Here is a 13,596-nt window from a genome sequence, read left to right as displayed (position 1 = left end):
AAAAAGAGCGCTATTGTAAAGAATTCTGCCGCTCTGAACAGCAACCGTTAGCCAATAAGATAGGTCGCAGTCGCGGTGGCAATATACAGGCCGCTGTCGTTATGCAGTTCGACACGCGCCACGGCGACTTTATTGCCCGCCCGTAGCAGCCGACTGGAGGCGATAAAGTGCTCGCCGCGGCCAGGGCGCAAATAATCCACACGCAAATCGATGGTGCCCATTTTCGCCAGCTTCTGCCGCAGCTCTTCTTCCTTGATGGTTTCCTGGCGCGTCAGTGAACTGCTCACACACACCAGCCCAGCCGCCACGTCCAGCACGGATGCAATAACGCCACCATGCAGAATACGCTGCGCCGCATTGCCTACCAGCATCGCCTGATTACTGAAGCTCAGCTCCGCATAATCTGCCTCCAGCGTCTTCAGCGACAGGCCCAGCGCCTGATTAAACGGCATGTGATAAACAAAGATTTCACCAATCAGCTGGCGCGCATCGTTTTGAGAGAGCAGCAGTGACATCGTTTCCCTTCCTGAAGCGATAAAAGTGCGGCTGAGCATAGCCAGGGCAGCGCGTTTGTGCTGTTCAAAAAGGGCTATCTGCTTTCCAAAAACAGCGCAGATTTTGCTGATTTTTGCGTGTAGAATGGCCTGCTTTTTACACAACCCCTTCGCTCAGTGCTTTCTCTGGAGACTTTTATGCGTATGCTTCGCGCTTTGCTGGCTGCGGCAATGATCCTTCCTGCTATTGTTCAGGCTCAGGAAGCCACAATTAAAGAAGTTCACGACGCTCCGGCTGTACGTGGCAGTATCATCGCTAACCTGCTGGAGAAGCACGATAATCCGTTCGTGCTCTATCCCTACGAAAAAAACTATCTGCTTTATACCTACACCAGTGACATGAATCGCGAAGCGATTTCCAGCTATAACTGGTCTGATAAGGTGAAGAAAGATGAGGTGAAGTTTCAGCTCAGCCTGGCGTTTCCATTGTGGCGCGGCATTCTGGGTGATAACTCGGTGCTGGCGGCGTCCTATACGCAGGGTTCCTGGTGGCAGCTCTCCAACCGCGGTGCCTCTTCGCCGTTTCGTGAAACCAACTACGAACCGCAAATCTTTCTGGGGTGGGCCACGGATTACAGCCTGGGCGGCTGGACGTTACGCGATGTTGAAACCGGCTTCGATCACCAGTCAAACGGCCGTTCCGATCCTACATCACGCAGCTGGAATCGCCTGTATGCTCGCCTGATGGCGCAGAACGGTAACTTCCTCGTTGAGGTGAAACCCTGGTATCGTCTGCCGGAAGGTGAGAACGAAGACGATAACCCCGATATCACTAAATATATGGGTTATTACCGCCTGAAATTGGGGTATATGCTGGGCGACAATATCTTTAGCCTGCAAAGCACCTATAACTGGAACAGCGGCTACGGCGGCGCGGAGCTGGGGTGGAGCTATCCGATCAGCGAACACGTTCGTTTCTACACGCAGGTTTACAGCGGCTACGGTGAATCGCTGATTGATTACAATCATCGTCAAACCCGCCTTGGCGTGGGCGTGACCCTTAACGATTTGTTCTAAAATTGGTAAAGACGTAAAACGGGAATACGGTGGCAACAACGGCAGTAATGAATCAGGACGCGCTGGCAGAACAGTACCTGCGCGACATCTTCGGTTATCAGCAGTTTCGTCCGGGTCAGCAAAGCATTATTCAGGCTTCGCTGGCGGATCGCGACTGCCTGGTCATCATGCCAACCGGCGGCGGCAAATCGCTCTGTTATCAAATCCCGGCGCTGGTGCGCGAGGGACTGACGCTGGTGGTTTCTCCGCTGATCTCTCTGATGAAAGATCAGGTCGATCAGCTGTTAGCCAACGGCGTGGCTGCGGCCTGCCTGAACTCCACACAAAGTCGTGAGGCGCAGCAGGAAGTGATGACGGGTTGCCGCAGCGGCGAGATTAAGCTGCTCTACATTGCACCAGAACGGCTGATGATGGATAACTTCCTGGAGAAGCTGTCGGCGTGGCAGCCAGCGATGCTGGCGGTGGATGAAGCGCACTGTATCTCACAGTGGGGCCACGATTTCCGGCCAGAATATGGCGCACTTGGCCAGCTGCGCCAACGTTTTCCCCAGCTGCCGGTAATGGCGCTGACCGCGACCGCGGATGAAACCACACGGAACGACATCGTTCAGCTGCTGCGGCTTGAAGATCCGCTGATTCAAATCAGCAGCTTTGACCGGCCTAACATTCGTTATACTCTGCTGGAAAAGTTCAAGCCCACCGAGCAACTGCTGCGCTATGTGCAGGATCAGCGCGGCAAAAGCGGCATTATCTACTGTAACAGCCGGGCCAAAGTGGAAGACACCGCTGCCCGATTGCAGAGCCGCGGCATCAGCGCCGGTGCCTATCACGCCGGACTGGAGCTGACACAGCGCGCCCACGTGCAGGAAGCTTTTCAGCGTGATGATCTGCAAATCGTGGTCGCCACCGTGGCGTTTGGCATGGGGATTAATAAACCCAACGTTCGCTTTGTGGTGCACTTCGATATTCCGCGCAACATCGAATCCTACTATCAGGAAACCGGACGCGCTGGCCGTGACGGCCTGCCTGCCGAAGCGATGCTGCTGTACGATCCGGCTGATATGGCCTGGCTGCGTAAGTGCCTGGAAGAGAAGGCGCCGGGTCAGCTGCAGGATATAGAACGCCATAAGCTCAACGCGATGGGCGCGTTTGCTGAGGCGCAAACCTGTCGTCGCCTGGTATTACTCAACTATTTTGGTGAAGGTCGCCAACAGCCGTGCGGCAACTGCGATATTTGCCTTGATCCACCGAAGCGTTATGACGGGCTGGTGGAGGCGCAAAAAGCGCTTTCTGGTATCTATCGCGTCGGGCAGCGCTTCGGTATGGGTTATGTGGTCGATGTGCTGCGCGGCGCCAACAATCAGCGTATTCGTGAGCTGCAGCACGATAAACTGCCGGTGTATGGCATCGGCAAAGATCAGAGTCATGAGCACTGGGTGAGCGTGCTGCGCCAGCTGATCCATCTCGGCTTCGTGACGCAAAACATTGCGCTGCATTCTGCGCTGCAACTCACCGAAGCGGCGCGTCCGCTGTTGCGCGGTGAAGTGCCACTAATGCTGGCGGTGCCGCGTCTGGTCACGGTAAAAGCCAAAAGTTACAGCCAGAAAACCTTTGGCGGCAACTACGACCGCAAGCTGTTCGCCAAGCTGCGTAAACTGCGCAAGGCGATTGCAGATGAGGCCAACGTGCCGCCATACGTGGTGTTTAACGATGCCACCTTGATTGAGATGTCGGAGCAGCTACCGATCACCGCATCGGAAATGTTGAGCGTCAACGGCGTGGGTCATCGCAAGCTCGAGCGCTTCGGCAAACCGTTTTTGCTGATGATTAAAGATCATATTGACGACGAAGACGCCTGATCGTCTTCCTTACTTAAAAGGAACTACCATGCTCGCCTTGTTTTTAACCGTCGCGGTTGTCCATCTGGTGGCGTTAATGAGTCCGGGACCGGACTTCTTCTTTGTCTCGCAAACTGCGGCCAGCCGCTCGCGCAAAGAGGCAATGATGGGCGTGCTGGGCATCACGTTGGGTATTGTGGTGTGGGCGGGCGTGGCGCTGATGGGGCTGCATCTGATCCTGCAAAAAATGGCCTGGCTGCATCAGATCATTATGGTCGGCGGTGGGCTGTATCTGCTGTGGATGGGCTGGCAGCTTCTACGTTCGGCGCGCCAGCAGCATAAAAATCCGCAGCAGGAGGAGGTGGCGGTTGAGTTGCCGAAAAAAGGGCGCAGCTTCCTGAAAGGCTTTCTGACCAACCTTTCCAATCCCAAAGCGGTGATCTACTTTGGCAGCGTCTTTTCACTCTTTGTCGGTGATGATGTCGGTGCCGGTGAACGCTGGGGACTTTTCCTGCTGATTATTGGTGAGACCTTTGCCTGGTTCGCGCTGGTAGCGGCGATCTTTGCGATGCCGTGGATGCGTCAGAAATATCAGCGCGTGGCTAAATGGGTGGATGGGATGGCGGGGGTGCTCTTTGCCGGGTTTGGCATTCATCTGATCATCTCCAGGTAAGCTCGCTTACCTGACGTTTCCGGCCTGGCTTACTGGCGATTTAGCCGCCGGGCAGTGCTCAAAATCCTCACGTACTTTAGTACGCTCCGGTTTTTCCGCGCTGGCCGACGGCAAACTCGCTGCGACGCCGACGGCCTTGCAGCAAGTGCGCTGGAAGGTTAAAGATCTTAAATTCCTTCAAAATTCAAATAACCGCGTACCTTTGCGTTTTGCGGGTGGTGATCAGGCCATTTTGCGGGCGGAGGCGAGCAGAGCGCCGACGGCCATAAACAGGCCGCCGAAGATGCGGTTCAGCAGCTTCATCTGTTTTGGGCCTTTGATCCAGCCGGCGATGCGCGTAGCCAGCATGGCGTAGCCAATCATCACGATAATATCGACGACGACGGTGGTGACACCAAGGATCAGATACTGCACGGCCTGCGGCTGGTGCGGCAGAATAAACTGCGGGAACAGGGCGGCGAGGAAAACAATGCTTTTGGGATTGGTGAGATTCACCAGCACCGCGCGTTTGAACAGCCGACGACGCGGCATCGCTTTAGCAACCGCCTGCAGATCGAGAGAGCCAGCCGAGCGCCACTGCTGAATCCCGAGCCAGACCAGATAAGCTGCACCTGCCCATTTCACGATTTCAAATGCCAGCAGCGACTGTGAAAACAGCGCGCCCAGTCCGATACCCACCAGCATGATATGCAACGACAGACCCACCTGCAGACCACATATTGAGGCCGCCGCGCCGCGATAGCCGTGGCTGATCCCGGTACTCATGGTATTAATGGCGCCGGAACCAGGCGACAGGCTCAGTACAGATGTGGTCAACAAATAGGTCAACCACCATTCGATAGTCATAGTGTAAGGCTCCCTGCGAGCGGCGGAATATGACACAATACGATATTATCTCGCGTTGCGCTACGCGTCACGGGAGCGCCGTCAGCAAGCAGGAAAAGCCACGATGAACAGTCACAAAACCCTCTGGTTAAACCGCGAAAAAGCATTCGCCGCTTTTGCTACCGGGCCGTTACTGGACTTCTGGCGGCAGCGGGAAGAGTGCGAGTTTGTCGGCGTGGAAAACCTCACTATTCGCTACGTGCGCTTTCGGGATGCCAGCCACGATAAAGTGGTGTTGCTGGTACCGGGGCGAATAGAAAGCTATGTCAAATATCCCGAACTGGCTTACGATCTTTTTCAGTGCGGCTACGATGTGATCATTATCGATCATCGTGGTCAGGGACGTTCCGATCGTCTGCTGGACGATCGTCATCGTGGCCACGTTGCGCGCTTTGAGCACTACGTCGACGATCTGGAAACGCTCTACCTGAAGGAGATTGTGCCGCACCACTATCGTCATCGCTTTGCGCTGGCACATTCGATGGGCGGCGCGATTCTGGCGCTGTTTCTGGCGCAGCAGCCGCGGGCGTTTCATGCCGCAGCGCTGGCCGCACCGATGTTCGGCATCTATCTGCCAATGCCTGGCTGGATGGCAAATCGCCTGCTCGACTGGGCAGAAAAAAGGCCGCTGATTCGCGACGGTTACGCGCCAGGCACCGGCAAATGGCGGGCGCATCCGTTTGGGCTGAACCGCCTGACGCACAGCCGCGAACGCTACAAGCGCAGCCTGCGTTTTTATGCCGACGATCCTGCGATTCGCGTCGGCGGACCGACCTGGCACTGGGTACGTGAAGGTGTGCAGGCGGGTAACAATATTATTAATCAGGCGGCGTCCATCTCCACGCCGCTGCTGCTGCTGCAGGCCGGTGAAGACAAAATTGTCGATAACCGCTCGCATCAGCTGTTCTGTGACGCCATGAGCGCCGCCGGTCATCCTTGTGATGGCGGCGGCCCGTACGTCATCGCTGGCGCGCGCCATGAGATCCTGTTTGAAAAGGACGAAATGCGTGCCGACGCACTGGATGCCATCCTCGACTTTTTTCAACGGCATTCGCTTTAGCTGCACCGCTCAGATTTGTGCTGGCGAGTCACGCCGGTTAACGTTTTCTAATCAGAGGTTTTTATGTATCACATTGTCGCGTCCGATCTCGACGGTACCCTGCTTTCCCCCGATCATCTGTTGACGCCCTACACCAAAGAGACGCTGAAGCTGCTCACCACGCGGGATATCCATTTTGTCTTTGCCACCGGTCGTCATCATATTGATGTTGGCCAGATGCGCGATAACCTGGAGATTGACGCCTATATGATCACCTCCAACGGCGCGCGCGTGCACAACACCGCCGGTGAGCTGATCTTCAGCCATAACCTTGACGAGGATATCGCCCAGGATCTGTTCGCGCTGAAATATGACGATCCAGCGATCATGACTAACGTCTATCGCGACGATGAGTGGTATATGTGCCGTCATCGTCCGGAAGAGCAGAAGTACTTTCGCGAATCAGTGTTTAACTATCAGGTCTATCAGCCTGGTTTGCTGCCCACCGACGGCATCAGCAAGGTCTTTTTCACCTGCGAGGATGCAGAGCTGCTTATTCCGCTGGAGCAGGCGCTGATTGCGCGCTGGGGCGATCGGGTCAATGTCAGCTTCTCATTTCCAACCTGTCTGGAAGTGATGGCGGGCGGCGTATCCAAAGGGCATGCGCTGGAAGAGGTGTCCAAACTGCTCGGTTACTCGTTAAAAGAGTGCGTGGCGTTTGGTGACGGCTTGAATGACAAAGAGATGCTGATCATGGCGGGTAAGGGCTGCATCATGAGCAATGCCCACCAGCGTCTGAAGGATTTGTTGCCGGAACTGGAAGTGATTGGCAGCAATACGCAGGATGCGGTGCCACGTTATCTGCGTAAGCTGTTTCTGGAGTAATGCGCTGCGGGCAGGGCGTTCATCCTGCCCGCAGGTCGTTACGCTTTTAACTGACGCTTGTGTTTGTTCTCACTCAGCATGGTTAAAATCAGCAGGAATACCGCCAGTACGCCGCCGCCAATCATGATGGCAAAACCGCCGTTCCAGCCGAAGTAATCCACGGTGTAACCCACGATGGCGCTGGCCGCAACCGAGCCGCCGAGATAACCAAACAGGCCGGTAAAGCCTGCTGCGGTGCCGGCTGCCTTTTTCGGTGCCAGTTCCAGCGCATGCAAGCCAATCAGCATTACCGGACCATAAATCAGGAAGCCAATCACAATCATACAGGCCATATCCACGCCCGGATTGCCCACCGGATTCAACCAGTACACTACCGTTGCGATGGTCACCAGCACCATAAAGAACACGCCGGTTGCGCCGCGGTTGCCTTTGAACACTTTGTCAGACATCCAGCCGCACAGCAGCGTGCCCGGGATACCGGCATATTCATAGAGGAAGTAGGCCCACGACGATTTATCGAGCGTGAAGTGTTTCACCTCTTTCAGGTAGGTCGGCGACCAGTCGAGAATGCCGTAACGCAGCAGGTAAACAAAGACGTTGGCCAGCGCGATATACCACAGCAGCTTGTTAGGCAAAATGTACTGCATGAAGATCTGTTTGGCGGTTAATTCCTCTTCATACTGTTCGTTGTAGTCTGGCGGATAGTCATTTTTGTACGCTTCGATCGGCGGCAGGCCGCATGACTGCGGCGTATCGCGCATCAGCATAAAGGCGATCACCGCAACCAGAATCGCGCCAAACGCCGGCATATAAAGCGCCGCTTTCCAGTCGTTAAACCACGCCATGCCCAGCAGGAACAGCAAAGGCGGCAAACCGCCCCCGACGTTGTGGGCACAGTTCCACACTGACACAATCGAGCCACGTTCTTTGTGCGACCACCAGTGCACCATGGTGCGGCCACAGGGCGGCCAGCCCATGCCCTGAAACCAGCCGCAGACAAACAGCAGCACAAACATGATCATGATGCTGGAGGTGGCCCAGGGCACAAAGCCCATGATCAGCATCACCACCGCGGCGAGAATCAGGCCCGCAGGTAAAAACACGCGTGGATTAGATCGATCTGATACCGAACCCATGATGAATTTTGAAAAGCCGTAGGCGATTGAAATACCGGACAGGGCGAAACCGAGATCGCCGCGCGAAAAGCCCTGTTCCACCAGATAAGGCATCGCCAGTGCGAAGTTTTTTCGCACCAGATAGTAGGCGGCATAACCAAAAAAGATCCCCAAAAAGATTTGCCAGCGCAGGCGGCGATAAAGGGGATCGACATGAGCATCGTCCACACGCGGGCGATGCGCGGCGGGACGGAAGATATTCAGCATGATTCCAGACTCCAGTGGTGTATTGAAATGCTTTGCAGCAGGTGAAAGAGGCTATACGCCTTCTGATAAGGTTCGCGCAAAGGATAGCGTCCAGCCCGATGAATGCGGAGCGTCTGTGACGTTAATGTTACATTTTTATGACAGGTGGCACGTTTTCTGCTGCGTCAGGCGTGAGAAATGTGCGCCTGCTGGCATTACCAGCCAGGAGGACGGGCGGTGTTTTATTAATCATATGTAAACCAGATATTTCACGCTTTGTGAAATACGGCGGTTACAATGCGTGCTTCTTCATTTCAGGGGCAGGATTGTGTTTTTACTGATCGTTACCACCATTTTATGGGCATTTTCTTTTAGCCTGATCGGCGTCTATCTTGCCGGTCACGTTGACAGCTGGTTTTCAGTGTTGATGCGACTGTCGCTGGCAGCGCTGGTGTTTTTGCCGTTTTTGCGCTGGCGTGGCTATCGCGCCTCGACGCTGGCGCTCTACATGCTGGTCGGCACGCTGCAGCTGGGCATCATGTATCTCATCAGCTTTCAGGCCTATCTCTACCTCAGCGTGTCAGAGTTTCTGTTGTTCACCGTGATGACGCCGCTCTACGTTACGCTGATTTACGACATCATCAGCGGGCGCGGCGTGCGTATCGGCTATCTCTTCAGCGCCCTGCTGGCGGTGGCTGGTGCGGCGATTATTCGCTACGACAAAGTCAGCGAGCATTTCTGGTTCGGGCTGCTGCTGGTGCAGCTGGCTAACCTTTGCTTTGCGGCGGGAATGGTGGGTTATAAGCGCCTGCAGGAGACGCGGCCGATGCCGCAGCATGTCGCTTTTGCCTGGTTCTATATCGGTGCGGTGCTGGTGGCGATCGTCGCCTGGGGTTTGTGGGGTAATCCGCACAAGCTGCCGACAACCGGCCTGCAGTGGGGCATTCTGGTCTGGCTGGGCGTTGCCGCTTCCGGGCTGGGTTATTTTATGTGGAACTACGGCGCTACGCAGGTTGATGCGGGTACGCTGGGGATCATGAACAATATGCATGTGCCAGCGGGATTGCTGGTCAATCTGGCAATTTGGCAGGAACAGCCGCACTGGCCAAGCTTCATTATTGGTGCTGCGGTGATTTGCGCGTCACTGTGGGTGCACAAGCGCTGGATTATCGGTCGCGGAAAATAGAGGGAAGAGCCAGGCGAACCTGGCTCAGTCGATCAGGATTTGCCTGGCCAGGATTTTTTGCCTGCGGCAGGTTTGCCGCCAGCAGCAGGACGACTCGCGCTGGCGGGCTTGTTGCCACTCCAGCTCTTGCCGCCAGCCGGCTTACCGGCGGTTGCCGATTTGGCCTGTCCAGCAGGTTTGTGCTCAGCGGCCGGTTTTTTCTCGGCGGGCGCTTTTGGCACGATCGGTGGACGCACGGTCAGCGATAATCCCTTCAGGAAGTTACGCAGTAGCTGATCGCCACATTCGCGATAGTTTTTGTGATCGGGCTTGCGGAAGATCGCACCGATTTCTGACTGGCCTACCGCAAAATCAGCTTTTGCCAACACCTGTGGAATATCGGTGGTTTTCAGATCAAAGGCGATGCGCAGTTTTTTCAGGATGATGTTGTTATTCATCTTGCGCTCAATCGACGGTGCTGGCAGCTCTTCGCTTTTGCCACGACGATGGAAGATCAGTCCGTTCAGGAAATAGCCCATCAGCACATCCGGGCAAGGCTGAAAGCCCGCTTCTTCTTCCTTTTTCAGGTACGCCTGCATCATCGCCAGCGGAACTTCGCTGTCGGCGAGAGCGGCGATGTTGACCATCGCTTCATCGTTCAGTTTAAGCATGTAGCGGATGCTGCGCAGGACGTCATTATTGGTCATTAGTTTTCTCATGGTTACGGCAATGCGGCGCATTATAGAGCAGAGCGGCCGGTAATTATATCGCCGTGCATTATCCCGGTTGCAGCACGCCCGGTTTTGACGCATCACGCACCAGCGGCAGGTGTTCACAGGCGTGCTGCCGCGTGGAGCGGATAAAGGCATCAACTACCGGCTGACGCTGCTCGCCGTCGCGCACCGCCGCATAGAGACGGCTCCATAATCCTTCTCCCAGCGTTTTGGTGACCACCAGCCCCTGACGTTCAAAACTCTCCACCACCCAGTGCGGCAGTGCGGCAATGCCCATGCGCGCCGAAACCATCTGAATCAGCAGCAGGGTGTTATCAACGCTTTTCAGCGCCGGGCTGACGCCCGCTGGCTGTAAAAAGTGGCGCCAGATATCAAGCCGTTGTCGCTGCACCGGGTAGATCATCAACACTTCGCTGGCTAAATCTTCAGGCGTAATGATCGCTGCCTGCGCCAGCGGATGATCCGTGGCCAGCACCAGGCGCACTTCAAAATCGAACATTGGCGAATAGTGCAGACCGCTGCGCGGCAGGATATCGGAGGTCAGCACCACATCCAGTTCGCCCTGCTGCAAGGCCGGCTGCGGATCAAAGGTGACGCCTGATTTGAAATCCATCATCACCTGCGGCCAGCTCAGGCGGAAATTATCCAGCGCAGGCGTCAGCCACTGAATGCAGCTGTGGCATTCAATAGCGATGCGCAGCGTGGCCTGATGCGGCTCATGACACGCCTGTAACGCCTGCTGAATTTGCGGCAGCACCTGCTCGGCCAGCTGCAGCAGAATAGAGCCCTGCGGCGTAAAACGCAGCGGCTGGCTTTTACGCACAAACAACCGGAACCCCAGCCGCTGCTCCAGATCGCTGAACTGATGCGACAGCGCCGATTGCGTTTGGTGCAGCTGTGCGGCGGCGGCGGCCAGCGAGCCAGTGTTCCTGAGAGCCTGCAGTGTCCGGAGGTGTTTGAGTTCGATCATGAGAGTCCTTCACATCGACAGTGAACAATTTGCGCTTGAGGAACATACCTTACCTGCACAATATAGCGGTGTAAACATCTGGACGGCCAAACATCACTGGCCCGCCCAACCTGATCCTGACGTCTGCGCCAGCAGGGATGCGAAAACGGCACCGCCCGGCATCGACGTCTAACACTATGAGGCAACACTGATGACGATTCTGAATCACACGCTTGGTTTTCCCCGTATTGGCCTGCGTCGCGAACTGAAAAAGGCGCAGGAGAGCTATTGGGCGGGCAACAGCACGCAGGAAGCGCTACTGGCAACCGGTCGTGAGCTGCGCGCCCGTCACTGGCAGCAGCAGCAAGCAGCGGGTGTCGATCTGCTGCCGGTAGGTGATTTTGCCTGGTACGATCATGTGCTGACCACCAGCCTGATGCTGGGCAACGTGCCGGCACGTCATCAGAATAAAGCGGGCAACGTGGATCTGGACACGCTGTTCCGCATTGCACGTGGCCGGGCGCCAACCGGCGAACCCGCCGCGGCCGCTGAAATGACTAAATGGTTCAACACTAACTATCACTACATGGTACCGGAATTTACTCACGGACAGCAGTTCAGTCTGAGCTGGCATCAGCTGCTGGACGAGGTTGATGAGGCGCTGGCGCTCGGACACAAGATAAAGCCGGTGCTGCTGGGACCGGTGACCTATCTCTGGCTGGGTAAAGTCAAAGGTGAATCCTTTGACCGCTTGAGCCTGCTGCAGGATATCCTGCCGGTCTATCAGCAGGTACTGGATGCACTGGCGCAGCGCGGCGTAGAGTGGGTACAGATTGATGAGCCTGCGCTGGTGCTGGAACTGCCGCAGGCGTGGCTCGAGGCGTTTAAACCCACTTATGCCGCGCTGAACGGGCGATGCAAGCTGCTGCTGACCACCTACTTTGACAGCGTGAGCCATAACCTTGATACCGTGCGTCAGCTGCCGGTGCAGGGGCTGCATGTCGATCTGGTACATGGCAAAGATGATATCGTCGCGCTGAACCAGCAGTTGCCCGCTGACTGGCTGCTGTCGCTGGGCGTGATCAATGGCCGTAACGTCTGGCGCGCCGATCTGACACAGTGGTTTGAAAGGCTGCAACCGCTGCAGGCGCAGCGCAAACAGTTGTGGATTGGCTCTTCCTGCTCGCTGCTGCACAGTCCGATCGACCTCAGCGTGGAAACACGTCTGGATGAAGAGGTGAAAAGCTGGTTCGCCTTCGCCCTGCAAAAATGCGCCGAGCTCGCGCTACTGAGCAACGCGCTGAATAACAACGACGGTGCAGCGCTGGAAACCTGGAGCGCGCCCGTACGTGCTCGTCGCCATTCAGGCCGGGTACACAATGCCGCGGTTGGCGAACGTCTTGCTGGCATCACCCCAAAAGAGAGCCAGCGTCACAGCGATTATCAAACGCGAGCCGCCGCACAGCGGCAGCGCTTCAATTTACCGGCATGGCCGACCACCACCATCGGTTCTTTCCCGCAAACCCACGATATTCGCAGCCTGCGCCTCGATTTTAAAAAAGGCACCATCGATGGAAATCATTACCGCACCGGCATTGCCGAACACATTAAGCAGGCAATAAGTGAGCAGGAGCAATTGGGGCTGGATGTGCTGGTGCATGGCGAGGCCGAGCGCAATGACATGGTGGAATATTTTGGCGAGCATCTCGAGGGCTTTGTCTTTACGCAAAATGGTTGGGTACAGAGCTACGGTTCGCGCTGTGTAAAACCGCCGGTGATTATTGGCGACGTAAGCCGTCCGCAGCCGATCACCGTGGAGTGGGCGAAATATGCTCAGTCGCTGGCCGACAAGCCGCTGAAAGGCATGCTGACCGGGCCGGTTACGATCCTCTGCTGGTCATTCCCGCGTGAAGATGTGACCCGAGAAACCATCGCCCGACAGATTGCGCTGGCGCTGCGCGATGAGGTAGCCGACCTGGAAAAAGCGGGCATTGGCATCATTCAGATTGATGAACCGGCACTGCGCGAAGGGCTGCCGTTGCGCCAGTCAGAGTGGGCGGCCTACCTTGAATGGGCAGTAGAGGCCTTCCGCCTGAATGCCGCAGTGGCGCAGGATGACACGCAGATTCATACCCATATGTGTTATTGCGAATTCAACGACATCATGGCGTCGATCGCGGCACTGGATGCCGATGTGATTACCATCGAAACCTCGCGCTCGGATATGGAACTGCTGGAGTCGTTCGAGGAGTTTGCTTATCCGAATGAGATTGGTCCGGGCGTGTATGACATTCACTCGCCTAACGTGCCGAGTGTGGAGTGGATAGAGGCGCTGTTGCTGAAAGCGGCCAGGCGTATTCCGGTTGAGCGTTTGTGGGTCAATCCCGATTGCGGACTGAAAACGCGCGGCTGGACGGAGACGCGTCAGGCGCTGGCAAATATGGTGACAGCGGCGCAGAACCTGCGCGCCCGGATATGACGATGACGATCTAAACT

The 13,596-nt window shown here is 56.1% G+C and carries 11 protein-coding genes and 1 pseudogene; 7 read left to right on the top strand and 5 right to left on the bottom strand.

What is annotated here, in order from left to right; all coding sequences use genetic code 11:
* Positions 1-47: 47 nt before the first annotated feature.
* Positions 48-515, bottom strand: coding sequence for a thioesterase family protein (locus tag ACJY2L_RS14560; RefSeq protein ID WP_439214014.1), 468 nt, complete (start codon positions 513-515; stop codon positions 48-50).
* Between the two features lie 177 nt (positions 516-692).
* On the opposite strand from ACJY2L_RS14560, the gene pldA reads away from it, so the two are divergent.
* The 3 genes from pldA to rhtC are packed head-to-tail and all read left to right on the top strand — an operon-like array spanning position 693 to position 4,082.
* Positions 693-1,571, top strand: a complete 879-nt coding sequence (pldA, locus tag ACJY2L_RS14555) for a phospholipase A (RefSeq protein WP_439214015.1) — start codon at positions 693-695, stop codon at positions 1,569-1,571.
* A gap of 29 nt (positions 1,572-1,600) precedes the next feature.
* Positions 1,601-3,430, top strand: a complete 1,830-nt coding sequence (recQ, locus tag ACJY2L_RS14550; protein ID WP_439214016.1) for an ATP-dependent DNA helicase RecQ — start codon at positions 1,601-1,603, stop codon at positions 3,428-3,430.
* A gap of 28 nt (positions 3,431-3,458) precedes the next feature.
* Entirely contained in the window at positions 3,459-4,082 is a 624-nt protein-coding gene (rhtC, locus tag ACJY2L_RS14545; RefSeq protein ID WP_067434568.1) for a threonine export protein RhtC, read from the top strand.
* Positions 4,083-4,304: 222 nt separating this feature from the next.
* On the opposite strand, the gene rhtB is transcribed toward rhtC, so the two are convergent.
* Positions 4,305-4,928: a homoserine/homoserine lactone efflux protein gene (gene rhtB, locus ACJY2L_RS14540; RefSeq protein ID WP_439214017.1), complete on the bottom strand. Its 624-nt coding sequence runs from the start codon at positions 4,926-4,928 to the stop codon at positions 4,305-4,307.
* Positions 4,929-5,031: 103 nt separating this feature from the next.
* Between rhtB and pldB the strand changes: the two genes are divergently transcribed.
* Both pldB and yigL read left to right on the top strand, forming a co-directional pair.
* Positions 5,032-6,027 carry a lysophospholipase L2 gene (pldB, locus tag ACJY2L_RS14535; RefSeq protein WP_439214018.1) on the top strand — a complete coding sequence of 332 codons (996 nt, stop codon included), beginning with the start codon at positions 5,032-5,034 and terminating at the stop codon, positions 6,025-6,027.
* A 63-nt stretch (positions 6,028-6,090) separates the two neighbouring features.
* Positions 6,091-6,891 (top strand): sugar/pyridoxal phosphate phosphatase YigL, encoded by an 801-nt coding sequence (gene yigL, locus ACJY2L_RS14530; protein ID WP_067434559.1) that lies wholly within the window; start codon positions 6,091-6,093, stop codon positions 6,889-6,891.
* A gap of 38 nt (positions 6,892-6,929) precedes the next feature.
* Here the strand turns inward: yigL and glpT are convergent, their stop codons facing one another.
* A complete protein-coding gene (glpT, locus tag ACJY2L_RS14525; protein ID WP_067434556.1) occupies positions 6,930-8,273 on the bottom strand; it encodes a glycerol-3-phosphate transporter in 1,344 nt (447 codons plus the stop codon).
* Between the two features lie 307 nt (positions 8,274-8,580).
* On the opposite strand from glpT, the gene ACJY2L_RS14520 reads away from it, so the two are divergent.
* A complete protein-coding gene (locus tag ACJY2L_RS14520) occupies positions 8,581-9,438 on the top strand; it encodes a carboxylate/amino acid/amine transporter (RefSeq protein ID WP_187486621.1) in 858 nt (285 codons plus the stop codon).
* A 227-nt stretch (positions 9,439-9,665) separates the two neighbouring features.
* On the opposite strand, the pseudogene ACJY2L_RS14515 reads toward ACJY2L_RS14520, so the two are convergent.
* Positions 9,666-10,124, bottom strand: a pseudogene (locus ACJY2L_RS14515) (DUF1456 family protein); the annotation flags it as partial.
* A 70-nt stretch (positions 10,125-10,194) separates the two neighbouring features.
* A complete protein-coding gene (gene metR / locus ACJY2L_RS14510; RefSeq protein ID WP_439214019.1) occupies positions 10,195-11,121 on the bottom strand; it encodes an HTH-type transcriptional regulator MetR in 927 nt (308 codons plus the stop codon).
* A 190-nt stretch (positions 11,122-11,311) separates the two neighbouring features.
* Between metR and metE the strand changes: the two genes are divergently transcribed.
* Positions 11,312-13,579: a 5-methyltetrahydropteroyltriglutamate--homocysteine S-methyltransferase gene (gene metE, locus ACJY2L_RS14505; protein ID WP_439214020.1), complete on the top strand. Its 2,268-nt coding sequence runs from the start codon at positions 11,312-11,314 to the stop codon at positions 13,577-13,579.
* Positions 13,580-13,596 lie beyond the last annotated feature (17 nt).

The sequence above is a fragment of the Duffyella sp. Ts4 genome (assembly GCF_051851875.1).
Lineage (GTDB): Bacteria > Pseudomonadota > Gammaproteobacteria > Enterobacterales > Enterobacteriaceae > Duffyella > Duffyella gerundensis.
This window is presented reverse-complemented; position numbering and strand designations above follow the sequence as displayed.